Annotated in this window: 11 protein-coding genes and 1 pseudogene; 8 read left to right on the top strand and 4 right to left on the bottom strand. The window is 51.6% G+C overall.

Features of this window, described 5'->3' with window-relative positions:
* Window positions 1-194 precede the first annotated feature (194 nt).
* Together NNL38_RS06335 and NNL38_RS06330 are read left to right on the top strand one after the other, a co-directional pair.
* Window positions 195-2,186, top strand: coding sequence for an SDR family oxidoreductase (locus NNL38_RS06335; RefSeq protein ID WP_255390166.1), 1,992 nt, complete (start codon window positions 195-197; stop codon window positions 2,184-2,186).
* A 70-nt stretch (window positions 2,187-2,256) separates the two neighbouring features.
* Window positions 2,257-2,523, top strand: coding sequence for an acyl-CoA-binding protein (locus tag NNL38_RS06330; protein WP_255390165.1), 267 nt, complete (start codon window positions 2,257-2,259; stop codon window positions 2,521-2,523).
* Window positions 2,524-2,771: 248 nt separating this feature from the next.
* Here NNL38_RS06330 and NNL38_RS06325 read toward each other — a convergent pair whose 3' ends face one another.
* On the bottom strand, window positions 2,772-4,448 hold the full coding sequence (locus NNL38_RS06325) for a wax ester/triacylglycerol synthase family O-acyltransferase (RefSeq protein ID WP_255390164.1): 1,677 nt from the start codon (window positions 4,446-4,448) through the stop codon (window positions 2,772-2,774).
* Window positions 4,449-4,535: 87 nt separating this feature from the next.
* On the bottom strand, window positions 4,536-4,904 hold the full coding sequence (locus NNL38_RS06320) for a phasin-related domain-containing protein (RefSeq protein WP_255390163.1): 369 nt from the start codon (window positions 4,902-4,904) through the stop codon (window positions 4,536-4,538).
* Window positions 4,905-5,268: 364 nt separating this feature from the next.
* Between NNL38_RS06320 and NNL38_RS06315 the strand changes: the two genes are divergently transcribed.
* From NNL38_RS06315 to NNL38_RS06290, 6 genes and pseudogenes are all read left to right on the top strand, one after another.
* Window positions 5,269-7,512, top strand: a complete 2,244-nt coding sequence (locus NNL38_RS06315; protein ID WP_255390162.1) for an acetyl-CoA hydrolase/transferase C-terminal domain-containing protein — start codon at window positions 5,269-5,271, stop codon at window positions 7,510-7,512.
* Between the two features lie 513 nt (window positions 7,513-8,025).
* Complete coding sequence (locus NNL38_RS06310; RefSeq protein WP_255390161.1) at window positions 8,026-8,634, top strand: LysE family translocator; 609 nt, start codon at window positions 8,026-8,028, stop codon at window positions 8,632-8,634.
* Between the two features lie 358 nt (window positions 8,635-8,992).
* Window positions 8,993-9,244, top strand: a complete 252-nt coding sequence (locus NNL38_RS06305; protein WP_255390578.1) for a hypothetical protein — start codon at window positions 8,993-8,995, stop codon at window positions 9,242-9,244.
* A 583-nt stretch (window positions 9,245-9,827) separates the two neighbouring features.
* Window positions 9,828-10,721 carry a GGDEF domain-containing protein gene (locus tag NNL38_RS24765; protein WP_369414595.1) on the top strand — a complete coding sequence of 298 codons (894 nt, stop codon included), beginning with the start codon at window positions 9,828-9,830 and terminating at the stop codon, window positions 10,719-10,721.
* Window positions 10,691-11,002, top strand: a pseudogene (locus tag NNL38_RS06295) (anion permease); the annotation flags it as partial. The gene NNL38_RS24765 and the pseudogene NNL38_RS06295, both read left to right, overlap by 31 nt.
* Window positions 11,003-11,231: 229 nt before the next feature.
* Window positions 11,232-12,824: a BCCT family transporter gene (locus tag NNL38_RS06290; protein ID WP_255390160.1), complete on the top strand. Its 1,593-nt coding sequence runs from the start codon at window positions 11,232-11,234 to the stop codon at window positions 12,822-12,824.
* A gap of 47 nt (window positions 12,825-12,871) precedes the next feature.
* Here the strand turns inward: NNL38_RS06290 and NNL38_RS06285 are convergent, their stop codons facing one another.
* Window positions 12,872-13,519 carry a DsbA family protein gene (locus tag NNL38_RS06285; protein ID WP_255390159.1) on the bottom strand — a complete coding sequence of 216 codons (648 nt, stop codon included), beginning with the start codon at window positions 13,517-13,519 and terminating at the stop codon, window positions 12,872-12,874.
* On the bottom strand, window positions 13,513-14,382 hold the full coding sequence (locus tag NNL38_RS06280; RefSeq protein ID WP_255390158.1) for an MBL fold metallo-hydrolase: 870 nt from the start codon (window positions 14,380-14,382) through the stop codon (window positions 13,513-13,515). Before NNL38_RS06280 ends, NNL38_RS06285 begins: the two co-directional genes overlap by 7 nt.
* Window positions 14,383-14,444: the final 62 nt, after the last annotated feature.

Genomic DNA, 14,444 nt, shown 5'->3' with positions numbered 1-14,444 from the left:
AATAAATCATAGATTCTTTCACGAAATTTTATTTAATTTAATCATTTCACTGCAATAAAAAGTTTCAATAAAAATAAAAAGGTGATCTGTCTAATAATTTTTAACTTTTGCTAAAGACAACACATCTGACCAGTGTAGATTTAATATTGTATAAAGGAATACTCAACATTTCGCCCGTACTTTAAGGAGATCTCATGGCATATTTTCTAACGGGAGGAACCGGTTTCTTAGGCCGCAACCTCATTTCAAAACTCGTCCAGCGTTCCGGTACCATTTATGTTCTGTGCCGGAATGACCAGGCGCAGGAAAAGCTGGCTGAATTTATTACAGAATCACAGATTCAGGCTGATCGAATCGTGCCGGTGACCGGCGACTTGACGCAACCAAGACTGGGGTTGTCTGAGTCAAGTCTTGCAGATCTGCGCGGTAACATTCGCCACTTCTTCCACCTGGCAGCCATTTACGACCTTAACGCCAGTGCTGAAATTCAGGAAGCAGTCAACGTCCAGGGGACACAAAATGCGCTGGATGCAGCTGAAGATCTCGATGCGGGCTGCTTCCACCATATCAGCTCAATTGCAGCGGCCGGGCTGTATCAGGGCCACTTCCGGGAAGATATGTTTGAAGAAGCGGAGAATCTGGATCATCCGTACTTCTCGACCAAACACCTCTCTGAGAAAACCGTGCGCGACCAGTGCATGGTCCCATATCGTATCTACCGTCCGGGGATGGTGATTGGCCATTCCAAAACCGGGGTCGCCGACCGGGTCGACGGGCCTTATTACCTGTTCAAAATGATTCAGCGTATCCGCTCAGTACTGCCTGCCTGGGTACCAACCATCGGCCTGGAAGGCGGCAGCCTGAACATCGTACCGGTCGATTTCGTCGTCAACGCCCTGGATCATATCGCCCACCAGCCGGATCTCGACGGTCGCTGTTTCCACCTGACCGATCCCAAGCCCTACCGTTCGGGCGAAGTGCTGAATATCTTTGCCGAAGCCGGTCACGCGCCACGCATGGCCCTGCGGCTGGACGCCCGCCTGTTCGGCCTGATCCCTAACCAGGTCAAAGGTGCTATTCTGTCCTTGCCGACCATTCGGCAAATCACGGATGTGACGCTCAAGGATCTGGGGATCCCGTCCGAAGTGCTGAAGTTCTTTACCTATCCGACCGAATTTGACTGCCGTGAAACGCAGATGGCACTGAAAGGGTCCGGGATTGAGTGCCCCCGACTGCCGACTTACGCCCCGGCAATCTGGGACTACTGGGAGCGTCACCTGGATCCGGCGATCTCCGGTGATCGCAGCCTAAGTGCACGCGTTTCCGATAAGATCATCCTGATCACCGGTGCCAGCTCCGGGATCGGCCAGGCAACCGCTTTTAAACTGGCTGAAAACGGCGCAGAAATGATTCTGGTCGCCCGCGATGAAGAAAAACTGGCCGCCACCAAACAGGCGGTTGAAGAGCGAGGCGGGATCGCCCACACCTACCAATGTGATCTGGCGGTGATTGAGCAAGTCGAACAACTGGTTGAACAGGTACTGGCCGACCATGGCCGGGTTGATATTCTGATCAACAATGCCGGCCGTTCGATCCGCCGCTCAATTGCCAACTCAATTGATCGTTTCCATGATTTTGAGCGCACCATGCAACTCAACTACTTTGGCTCGCTAAAGCTGACCCTGGGACTGCTCCCGGCAATGGAAGCGCAGGGCGGCGGTCACGTGATCAATATCTCTTCGATTGGCGTGCTGACCAATGCGCCCCGCTTCTCGGCTTATGTTGCCTCAAAAGCAGCGCTGGATGCCTTCACCCGATGCGCTGCATCAGAATATTCGGATCTCAACGTCCATTTCACTACCATCAACATGCCGTTGGTGGCAACCCCGATGATTGCGCCAACCAAGATCTATCAGTCCGTCCCGACCCTGACCCCGGACGAGGCTGCCGATATGCTGGCCACAGCCATCATCGACAAGCCAAAACGGATCGCCACCAACCTGGGGATCTTCGGCGCTGTGGTGCATGCCCTGTTCCCGAAATTGGCCGAGATCGTAATGAACAGCAGTTTCCGGATGTTCCCGGATTCGAAAGAAAGCGATCAGGGCAAAGAGCAAAAAACCGAGAAGGCCTCCTCCGCAGAGCTGATGGCTTTCTCCGCCCTGCTGAAGGGCATTCACCTGTGATCCAATCACGGACATCAGACACAACACATCATTCAGTGGCTAGATCACACTTTTAAAAGGAAATTGAATCATGGCAGATTTACAAGCAAGTTTTGAGCAAGCACAACAGGACATCAAAACACTGACCCAGCGTCCATCGAACGATGAACTGCTGGCACTTTACTCGCTGTTTAAGCAAGCGACCGAAGGTGATGTACACGGCAGCAAGCCAGGTATGTTTGATTTCAAAGGGGCTGCAAAATACGAAGCCTGGGAGCAGCTCAAAGGAATGGAGAGCGACGCCGCGATGCAGCAATACGTGGATAAAGTCGCGGCATTAAAATCAGCTTACGCTTAACCGGCTCCCTGCTGTAAATTACGTCAAGGCCGCACAACGCGGCCTTTCTTTTTACCCCTTGAAACGCCAGGTCCCATAGACAAGCACTGCAAAGCGACTACAGTAGCCTATTGCCAGACAACGCCTCCCAATGCCCCCTCGCCACAATCAAGCAACTCACCGCCACAAAAGCTTTAGAAATAACCACCACAAAAAAGCCACCGAACTGAAGTGCGGTGGCTGTCGATTACCAGGTTTCCGGCTGACGATTAGTGGAGCTTCGCAGCCTGTACAGGCTTATCGCCAGAGGTCTGCTTCCCCGTGATAGAAGACCCTGCTTCATGCTCATCTGCCCCTTTTTGCTCCGTTGCTGCCAGCATAGCCGTCAACTTCGCCAGTTGCTGCTCCAGCGCTTCAACCTTTTTCTGCTTCTCGGCAAAAAGCTGTTCGAAGTCTTCATCATTGGGGGACAGGGAGCTGTTGGCCGCCTCAACCGCGGTTTCAACCGCCAGCGTTTTATCCTGACGATATTCCAACTGCTGCGAGACCGCATTAGCCGCAGTTTGCATCACTTCGGCTTCAATATCTGAAAATGCTTCCCGCATATAATCGGTGATCACTTCAAAGCCCGGCAGTGACTGACTACAGGCAACCAGGGAGAAATAAATGGTATCTGCATTACTGAAGAAGGTAATGTTCAGGGTCTGACCCGGCATCAGCAAAGAGACCGGATATTGTTCCCGTACTTCGGCCCCCATGAAGTACAACTGTTCTTTGGCGCCCGGTACGTTAGAGATCAGCAGGTTGCTCGCCGGCGGAATAAAATTATTGAGCCCGAACTTGCCGCTGAACAGCGACACCCCGTTCACCAGCAGCGAATAATTGACATAAGCATCGGGGGAAATATTCAACGCTTCCTGCTTCAGATCCAAAGTCGCATGCTGGATCGCTTCCAGGCGCTCCAGCGGTGTCAGAAAAGGTTTCCCCAACTCAACATGCCCGATAGACATCTTATTGCTCTGCCCTTCCGTGCCATCTTTGCCCCTGAGATTAATGGGCATCATGGCAACCAGGGGCTTACTGAGCGGGATAGCCCGATCCTGCAAGTAACGATTCAGCGCAATATCACTGACGGTAAACAGGATGTCATTCAGCGAGGCCCCGGTAATATGACTGATATGCTTGAGCTGAGCCATCGAAAAATGCCCAAGGCTCACAGCACGACTTCGCTTGGGGCTCAGGTTAAACGGGGTTTTGGGTGCCGTGAACGGGACTTTCAAATCACAATCGGCCAGGTTTACCGCTTTCAACGCCAGCTTGCTGCCAAGGCGGAACATTGAAGGTAATAATGAAAGCTGTTTGGTCGCCGTCATCGCGGTTTTCATCACCAAATCGGTCAGATGTGTTTCCTGGCGGCGTTCAGAAGCGGTTTTACGTAGATCATGCTGCCAGAATGGTTTGCCAAACGAGTCCTCCCGATCAGCACTGCAGCTCGAAGTAAAAATCCGGCTGGCACGGACCCCGTCAGCCATGGAATGGTGAATTTTCATCACCAGCGCCACCCGGTTATTTTCCAGGCCGCCAATGACCCAGACTTCCCACATAGGGCGACTCCGATCCAGCACCTGACTATGCAGGCGACCAACCACCTGCTGCAGTTGCTGTTCATTTCCCGGCGACGGGAGCATGGTGATCCGCAGGTGGTCGTCCAGGTTCACCTGCGGCAATACTTCCCAGCCGGGTTTCCCTGTCAAGGACCACTTCAGGCGCCAGTTGAACGGCGCAGCCGTTTCCGGCTGCGTCAAAAAGTGATGATACAGATCCTGGGCAAACGTCGTTGCCTGCTCCGGAGGCGGATCCAGGATCACCAGGCCGGTCACATGCATCGGCGTTTTTGCCGTTTCAAACGCAATAAAACTGAAATCAAGAAGAGACAAACTTGGCATAGAAGGTTCCTTTTCTTTCTAGCTTGCCTGGCAGCCAACCTGCCTCACAATGTTATGGGTCACACGGCCAGTAATTCAGCCGCCGGCTTACTCTGCGGCTTGCTTCGCCAGCTGATCGACCGCCAGTTGTAGTCGATCGACTTTCTCTTCAAATGTCGACAGGCGATCACGATCGAAACCGCAGGTTTTGCGAAGCGTATGATTCAGCTGTGCCTCGGTACGTTGTCGCACGGCCGCAGCGGTATCTTTCACCCGGCTCAGCGTTTCTGTTTCCACTTGCTGGCCCTGATCAACCAACGCAGAGAAGCGCTTGGTCACCAGGTGCTGGGCCATGCCGACCTGTTCAATCCCTTTACTGTATGCCCCCAGACCGACCCAGACAACCTGCTTCAGGGCGCTCTCGCCGGTTTCAGTCACAGATTTCATATTTCCAATCATCTTTACTGGATTCATCATGGTCAAAATCCTGTTTGTCAATTATTACAATCCCATCAAGATCTCTGAGCTTACCAATCCAAATTAGATCATTCTTTCTAATTTATGCCGGTCCGCACTCACCGGCACACATCTTCAGGGAGATCTTGACGCACCGGTTTCGATGCGTGATCGCCTCTGTCCCACACCCGCTTTTCAGGGGCCAAGCTGAGCGGAAAACGCGTTGTGACGCAGCTCAACTTATGACCAAAAAGTGGCCAAAATATGACAAAAAACGTGACCGCAAACCGAGTCTAGAGTGAACACTCTATTCCTGATGCTAACAATGAAACTGACGCACAAAAATATGCTTCTCTCCAATAACAAATCGAACAAGGAATGCAAAATGTCAGTACTAGAATTAGTGGATACCACCACACCACCGCTAGCAACCATGACTGTGACCTGTGAAAAACCAGCAGCACCCGCCTTCGCCGATGTTGAACAATTGGTTGATCGCATCCTGGCAACCGTCGGTTACGAGATCACTCTCGGGGTTCCGCTGGCGATTGGCAAACCCGTTGCTTTTGTCAACGCACTGTATCAACGGGCCAAAGCCGATGCCAGGATCACCCTGCGTATTGAAACCGGCATCAGCCTGGAAAAACCGGTAGGTAAAAGCGCACTGGAAAAGCGGTTCCTGGATCCGTTTGTCGCACGTGAATTCGCCGGGGTACCGGATCTGGACTACATCACCGACCTTCGCCGCAACCAGGTGCCGGCCAATATTACCGTCAGTGAGTTTTTCTTTAAGGCCGGCAGTTTTTTAAACAGCCCGCAACAGCAGAACTACACCAGTACCAACTACACCCATGCAGTCAGAGATTTACTGGATAAAGGCGTCAACGTGGTCGCCCAGCTGGTTGCCAAACGCACCGTCGACGGGGTGACGACCTACAGTTTATGCAGTAATTCTGATCTGGCCCTCGACTTCGCACCGTTAATGGAAGAGATGAAAGAAAACGGAACCCCGGTTGCCATGGTCGCTGAAGTCAATTCCAACATGCCGTTTATGCACAACCACGCCGAAGTCGCGGATAACGTGTTTGACTGGGTATTGGACCAAAACCTCACCCCCGGCCATCAGGACTACGCCCTGTTTGCTGCGCCGCATGCCAGTATTTCACCGGAAGATCACCTGATAGGCTTTTATGCCAGTACTCTGGTCAAGGACGGCGGCACCCTGCAAGTCGGGATCGGCTCGCTCAGCAGCGCCCTGATATCCAGCACCTTACTGCGTCACCAGCAAAACGATGTGTATCATCAGGTGATGAATGAGCTCAACGTCGCCAAGAAGTTCCCCATCAGCCAGAAAATCGGCGACAGCAGCACTTTTAAACAAGGCTTATACGGCTGTAGCGAACTTATGGTCGATGGTTTCGTCCACTTATACAAAGCTGGGATCCTCAAACGCGAAGTGTTCGAAGATTTGACCATTCAAACTTTGCTCAACCAACAGAAAATCACCCCGGATGTCTCAGTTACGACCCTGACCACCCTGCAAGATCACGGCGCAATCGCATCGCAACTTACCCGGGATGATGTCGACTATCTCAAACGTGTCGGGGTGTTTAATGCCGACGTTCAGTTTGACAGGGGTCAGCTGTCTGTCGGCCAACTGCAAGTAGCGGCCAATTTAAACAATGCCGATTCTATAGCCTGGATTGAGCAGCACTGCCTCGGCAACCAGCTGAGTGGTGGTGTGGTGATGCATGGCGCTTTTTTTGTGGGTCCGAAGGATTTCTATGACGCTTTGAATACCATGAGTGAATCCGACCATCAGAAGTTCTGTATGACTAGCGTCAACTACGTCAATGATTTATATGATCATTTCCTCGGCAGCCAGCAACTGAAGCAGGCTCAGCGGCAACATGCCCGATTTATTAACTCTGCGATGATGGTAACACTGAGCGGCGCCGCCGTATCAGATGCGCTGGAAAATGGCCAAGTGGTGAGTGGCGTCGGGGGTCAATATAACTTTGTGGCGCAGTCACATCAGTTACACGACTCCCGCTCGATCATGAAGCTCAGAAGCTGTGCGATGCGCAACGGAGAGCTTAAGTCCAATATCTTGTTTAATTACGGGCACACGACGATTCCGCGCCAGCTCAGAGATATCGTGATCACCGAATACGGGATCGCCGATCTGCGGAGCAAACCCGATCACGTAGTGTATACCGAGCTGATCAAAATTGCCGATTCACGCTTCCAACCCCAACTGCTGGCCCAGGCCAAAGCGGCCGGGAAAGTGGCCAAGGACTATACCTTGCCGCCAGAGTTCTGCAATAACACCCCAGAAGCCATTCAACGGGTGTATCAGAAGTTCGCCCAGCAGCAAGTCTTCTCGCCATTCCCGTTCGGCTGCAGTTTTACTGCCGAAGAGCTGCAATTGGGCAAAGCGCTGAAGTCGCTCAAAGCGAAAACAGCCACCACCGGTGGCAAGCTCAAATGCATGCTCAAGGCACTGACCACGACGGTCCATGATGCCGGCTTGCGTCCCCTGCTGAAGCGAATGGATCTGAGCGACCCGAAAACAATCCAAGACAAACTAACCCAGCGGCTACTGATTGCCGAACTTAAAGGGAGGTAAGAGAGCGCAGTATCAACATCATCCATCATCATGAGGTGAGCAATGTCGAAGAAAAATAAAGTAATTGCCCTGTGTCCCTACGCCGCAATCTGGGGATGTCGTAAATGTCCGGTCAAAAAAGTCTGCCCGGGCAAAACCACAATTGGGGATCAACCCTTAGCGCCGGACAACAAACACAGTCGCAATAAACAATGACCACGAAAAACTAGCTATGTCGAAATAACCACAAAGCAAACCAGCGGTACCACGCGTCAGGAAAGCGCTCACCATGCTTTCCTGCCGTACCCCCAAAACAGATATTCATCCTCACCGAATATAAAATCACCTGATTTCATTTAACCCCCTATACAGCCCCAGCATCGAGAGCACGCCGTGCATAAATACGGCGTTTGCCTCATTAATGTACTTGGAAACATGATGTTACCCATGGCATACCTTCCGCTTCACTGACTATTCTTTAACTAAGCACCTGCTTACCTGACGCTCTGACTCGCTGTTACTTAAGGAGAGCCTATGGAAGTTATGAAAGCCTTTTTCTTTGGTCTGTTGTTATCGCTTTCAATCGGGCCGATCGCAATTTTAGTCCTCAATAACGGCATTCAGCACGGCTATACGGTGGCTGTCCGGAGTGCCATCGGGGCCGCGCTGGCCGATTATTGCTATGCGCTGATCAGTTTCATGGCCGGCGCCTGGATCATCACAACCTTCTCCGACTACCACTTCCAAATCATTCTGCTTTCTTCCTGGGTACTGATCTTTGTCGGTTTTTATATGATGTACAGCGCCCTTCGCAATACCCGTCTGTTGGCCAACTTCCATCAGCCAACCCGCAAACTGGGCTTTCGGTCGGCTTTCTACCTGACACTCGCTAATCCGATCGCAGTGATTGCACTCTCTGCCTTTATCGGTCACGCCACCATGGAAGTCGACATGCTCCTCGCGCTGCAACTGGCTGGAGCCATCTTTACCGGAAGCCTGGTCATTCAGTGCCTGCTTGCCGTCTTTGGTTCAGCCTACCGCGAGCATTTCGATACCCTGACCTTTCCATTTTATCTGCAACTCTTGGGAGGCTTGATGATCTGCCTGTTCGGGGTCTATAACTTTGTCGAACTGGCGGAATAGCCCTCATCGTAGCTGTCAATGGTCCGATGTTTACCGGGATTTATTTATACTGAAAAAGCAGGCTATAGCTGTTATATCAGTACCCAAATCCATTATTATCCACCGTTGCAGACACCGTCTGTTCTCGTTTAATACCAATCTAAGTAAGTGATCAGAAATAGCGCCGGAAAAATGTTTGAGAACAAGACAGAATGACCAGTTATTTACTGCGATTGGTATAAACCTAAGATTGATATGATCCGGGCTATTTTAAAGTCGGGCCAGGCTCAGGCCCGTTTTTTCACCAGTCAGGCAAGGCGTACTGATGTCTGCAAGTGCAGGGATCACAAATCATGACGGGAAAGATATAGGTATCAAAATGGCATTCAGCAGCATCGAATTACTCGGCTACGCATCTTCTGTGATGGTTGCGCTCTCACTGATGATGAAAGACATCGTCTGGTTGCGGGTTTTCAACCTGATCGGTTGTATTTTGTTCACAACTTATGGTTTCTTCATTGATGCCATGCCTGTGGTCGTCACCAACAGCTTTATTGCCTGCGTAAATGTGTATTATCTGGCTAAAATGGCAAAAGGACGGGCTCGGGGACAACACGTCACTTCCAAGTAGTTTCACGGCGCACCGCATCCCCATTAACAACAATCGCTCTGAACAGCCTCCCCAGATGGGGGCCATTCAGAGCGACTTTATTCAATTCCTGATGAATCAGGCATTCATTGTGCTGGTACCAGCCGCACAGAAACAGCACTAAGATCGATCCGGCGTTTTCTGCGCCGCCAGCTCACCTAAGTGTTTACGCCGGGTGCGTTCTGAGATCTCTTTCACTCGCTGCTTTACGCGTTTACTCGTATACATTCACCTTCCCCTCTCTCGTGAATGGCACTGAACCAGTGCCACCGGACTTTCGGTTGGCATCTTCAAGCCCTGATACAAATTGAGGATTTATTCATTCACTTGAATAAACTCACGACACAGCCATTGATGATACGCAATCAAGCTTAACCCTCACTGTCTCAGTGAAACAATTATAGTCTGAATAACAAGGCATTAGCGTAAAGAATGTTAACCAGCTCATAGAAATTCACTAAAATAAAACAACAATCCCCAGTGAATTTTTATTTTCCAGTCATCCCGGTGTGGTATATTTCCGTGAGGTAAAGCGAACTCTAAGATCAAAGGTATCCCGGGAAGTATGGCATTTGTGGCTCAAGTAAAAACTCAGTTAGCAATTCTGTTGAGCGCCACATGTCTGTTTTGTTTCGCTTTCACCTTCTATGCATCTGATATTCCAGTTGATTATACGAATGTCATCATTGAAGGTGTGATGGCGCTTAGCTGTTTGCTGCTGATGTTTGGTGTCCATGGCGTCAGGGAAAACAAACCCATCTACCGCCTGCTGCTCCTGTCTTCTTCACTGCTCTTTATCGGTCACTTTATTGATGTAACAGATGAGTATATCCAGCCATTCTACACGCTTGATAAGTTGGAAGATCTTTGCCAGTCCTTCGGCTTTCTCCTCTTGCTGCTGACCAGTGCTCGGTGGGTGAAATATCACCGGCAGCAGAATCGAAAAATGAAATACCTGGCCGAGACGGATAGCCTGACCGGGCTACTGAACCGCCGGGCCTTTAGCCAAAATGCGCAAACTATACTGGACGACACTCAGGATAGTAAAACGTCAATCAGCCTGATCCTGCTCGATATCGATCACTTCAAGCAAGTAAATGACAACCATGGCCACCTGACCGGTGATCATGTGCTGTGCACCGTCGCGAGAACCATCCAGGCGACTTTGCGCCAAGAAGATCTACTGGCCCGCTTCGGCGGGGAGGAGTTTGTGATCTTGCTGAACAATACCACCTTGTCGGATGCCAAACAGATCACCGAACGGCTCCGAATTGCAATCGAAACGCTGCAAATTCCTCACAAAAACACCCGGCTTCAATGTACAGCCAGCTTTGGCATTACCAGCCTCCTTTCAGGCGATGCGGACATAACCTCACTGATCAAATACGCCGATGAAGCCCTGTATCAAGCGAAATCCCAGGGCCGAAACTGCTGGTGTATTTCTACAGCCACTATTTGATGGCCAGTGCCATGGCTCATATCAGCGTCATGTATGCCGCTTTCCTGGCCATTGCCATCGCCGCCGGTACACCGCCGATGCTCGCGGCGATCGTTCTGGGGATCTTCAGTAACCTGTATATGTCGACCACCCATTACTCTTCAGGCCCCGCGCCGATCCTATTCGGTGCCGGTTATCTATCCCTCAAGCAATGGTGGAAGATCGGCTTTATCTTCACTCCGGTATCAGCCGGGGTGTATTTTATCCTCCCCTACGCAAATACCTCCCACATAATCCTTTAGTACACATCGTTTCGTACACAAATCAAATTATATAATTCACCTCTTATAAATCAGTAACTTAATGGTAGGCAACGACCAAAAAATTAGCATAAGTTGTGAAAAACTATTCTTAATGGTAATATTTCTACGATTTTTAATTTGAATTCTAAGGGTTTTATCGGCTTATAGCCTCCATGCATGATTGAATTCCCAGTCAAACCCTTAGAGGACAAAACATTTGAGAGACTTTATGGATAGCGTATTGAATCAATACAGCATTGAAACAACTGACTACCAGGTCGGCCAGGACAACATTCAGAAATGGGGATTTGATGTCCACAACCCTGTGTTCGGGATAAGCGCAGGTTTGATTCTTCTCTGCTTACTCAGCTTAGCTGTGGTTGATCCGGCCACGGCAAAAAGCGCCCTGGACGGGGTGAAAGGCCAGATCATCAGCAATTTTGACCAGCTCTTTATGTGGTCGGCCAACCTGTTCCTGATTTTTTGTATCGGCCTGATGGCCTCCCCACTGGGCAAAATCCGCATCGGGGGTGTGGATGCCAAGCCAGATCATACCACCCTGTCATGGATTTCCATGCTATTCGCCGCTGGAATGGGGATCGGCTTGCTGTTCTGGGGGGTGGCCGAGCCAACCGCCTACTTCACCGGCTGGTATGAAACCCCGCTTGGCGTCGAGCCCTACTCCGCGGAAGCACGTGAGCTGGCTTTAGGTGCCACCATGTTCCACTGGGGTGTTCACGGCTGGGCAATGTACGCCCTGGTTGCGCTGTCACTGGCTTTCTTCGCCTTTAACAAAGGGCTGCCACTGTCAATGCGCTCGATTTTCTACCCGGTGTTCGGTGACCGTGCCTGGGGCTGGATGGGCCACTTTATCGACATTATGTCGGTCCTGGCGACGTTGTTTGGCCTGGCGACCTCTCTGGGCCTGGGTGCGCAGCAGGTGACCAGTGGGATCAACCATGTGTTCGGGACCGACGGTGGACTAGGCATGCAGTTGGGTGTGATTGTCTTTGTCACCGCACTGGCCGTGATCTCTGTGGTTCGTGGGCTGGAAGGCGGGGTAAAAGTGCTGAGTAACATCAACATGCTGTTTGCCCTGGCGGTATTTATTTTCGTCACCTGCGTCGGTTTCGGGGTCGTACAGGATTCGCTGCCGACCACCACCATGGGATACCTGGACAACCTGGTACCACTGAGCAATCCACACGGCCGTGAAGATGAAACCTGGATGCATGGTTGGACTGTGTTCTACTGGGCCTGGTGGATTTCATGGTCACCATTTGTCGGCATGTTCATCGCACGTGTCTCGAAAGGCCGTACGGTTCGTGAATTCCTGTTTGCTGTTGTATTTGTACCGACGTTGATGACGACAATCTGGATGTCTGTCTTTGGTGGCATTGCGATTGATCAGGTGATCAATCAAGTGGGTGAGCTGGGCGCTAACGGCTTGACTGATATTTCGCTGACCCTGTTCCACGTGTATGACGCGTTACCATTTGGCACTGTGATCTCCGTGATTTCACTGGGACTGATCATCATCTTCTTTATTACGTCATCAGATTCCGGCTCTCTGGTGATCGATAGTATTACCGCTGGTGGTAAAGTCGATGCCCCGGTGCCGCAACGGATTTTCTGGGCCACAATTGAAGGTGCAATTGCTGCCATGATGCTGTGGATTGGCGGCACGGAAGCCCTGCAGGCACTTCAGGCCGGAGTGGTAACGACTGCGCTACCGTTCACACTGGTCCTGCTGCTGATGTGTTACAGCCTGATTAAAGGCTTACGTACAGAGCGCGCTTTATACCAAACCTGCACCGCCTAACTACCCAATGGCCGGTATCCGCCGGCCATTTTCTTTTCTTCGAGACCTCACCGGGAAACGTCGGCTTCTGCTTCACCAAGGACTTGCTCCCAGAAAGACTCCCACCGCGGAAAATCACCATAGAACGAGCTGGTCGGCACCTTTTGCCACCCCGCTGCCGTTTCAATCATCACGGTCGGATAACCGGATACCTGGTGTTGTGACATCAAGGCTCGGGTCTGCGTAATCGTCTCATGAAGCTGTGCTTCATTCGTTGCCATCGCTGCACGCCATGCCGCTTCATCTAACCCAATTGAGCCGGCCAGCGCCGCTAACGTATCCAGCTGATTCACCGCCAGACCCTGGTGATAATGGCCCAGCTGGATCGCGTGTAGCATCTCAAACGGATCGCCCCCCACCGCTTCAGCGGCCAGGATCGCCTGCGCCGTGAGGTAAGAGTCCAGCACCACAGGAACTGCGCTCTGGATTCGCGCCACATAGGCATCACCAAACACAGCGCCGGTCTGCCGGGAAATTTGCTGATCATGTTGCAAAATGTGCTGGCGGAACGAATCGTCTATGGCGCGATTGGCGACCATCCCACCGGGATGCAGCACGAGTGACACGCCATCCCGCTGGCTTAACTGCGCCATCAGCGATGACGCGCCATAGCACCAGCCACACATCGGGTCGAAAAAATAATGAACGGTTACCACTTCATCTCTCCCATGTGAACTTTCGCACCAATCTCCAGTGCCATCGGCAACTCAGCTTGCGGATATTGCGCCGTCATCGCTTCAATCAGCGCCTTGCTATTGTCACTCTGCCGTTTGGCCACATCAAACGCTGCCAGATAACCCTGAGAATAATTAATCGTTGCGCCATTGAGCTCAGTGCCCGCTTTCATGTGCCCCGGCACCACTGTCTCCGGTTTCAGCGCTTTCATGGCCTCGAGCTGCTGCGCCCAAGCCTGGCGCTCCTGATCTTGCTGGGCATCTGCCATCCACAAATGCAGGTCGCCATAAACTGCAACGTTACCCAGTAACGTTTTGGTTGACGGGATCCACAAATATGGTCGATGCGCCATGACGCCGTCTGTGCCGCGGATCTCAACCTGCTGATCATCGATCTTCAAGGTGTGGCCCTGAAATGCCGTCGGCAGTACCGGTGCCACCGGCGCATTGCCTCCCATTTTCGGCCCCCAGAATGCCAGCTTACCCGCCATCTTCTCAGCGATTTTCTCACGCACAGCCGGGGTGGTGATCACTTTGGCCTCCGGAAACAGCTCGGCCAGCACTTCAGCGCCAAAGTAATAGTCCGGATCCGCCTGGCTGATGAAAATCGTTTTTAATGTTTTGCCGGAATCAAGTACCTTGGCCGCAATTCGCAGAGCATCGGCCTTGGTAAAGCCGGTGTCCACCACCATAGCCTCGGTCTCCCCGTACACCACACTGGCATTGACATGAAAGCTGCCCGGACCGGCGTTATACACATCCAGCTGCAGCGGCGTCGCGTGTGCAAAAGTAGAAGTAGTACCGGCAACCAGCAAAGTAGCCGCAATTTTGGTCAGTGTTCGCATCGTTCTCTCCAATCTCTCTGTTTAAGTTGGAGCCAAGATTACCGCGTTGATTTGCTCATATA

It is taken from the genome of Photobacterium atrarenae, from assembly GCF_024380015.1.
Lineage (GTDB): Bacteria > Pseudomonadota > Gammaproteobacteria > Enterobacterales > Vibrionaceae > Photobacterium > Photobacterium atrarenae.
The sequence above is the reverse complement of the archived record's forward strand: the minus strand, read 5'-3'. Positions and strand labels throughout refer to the sequence as shown.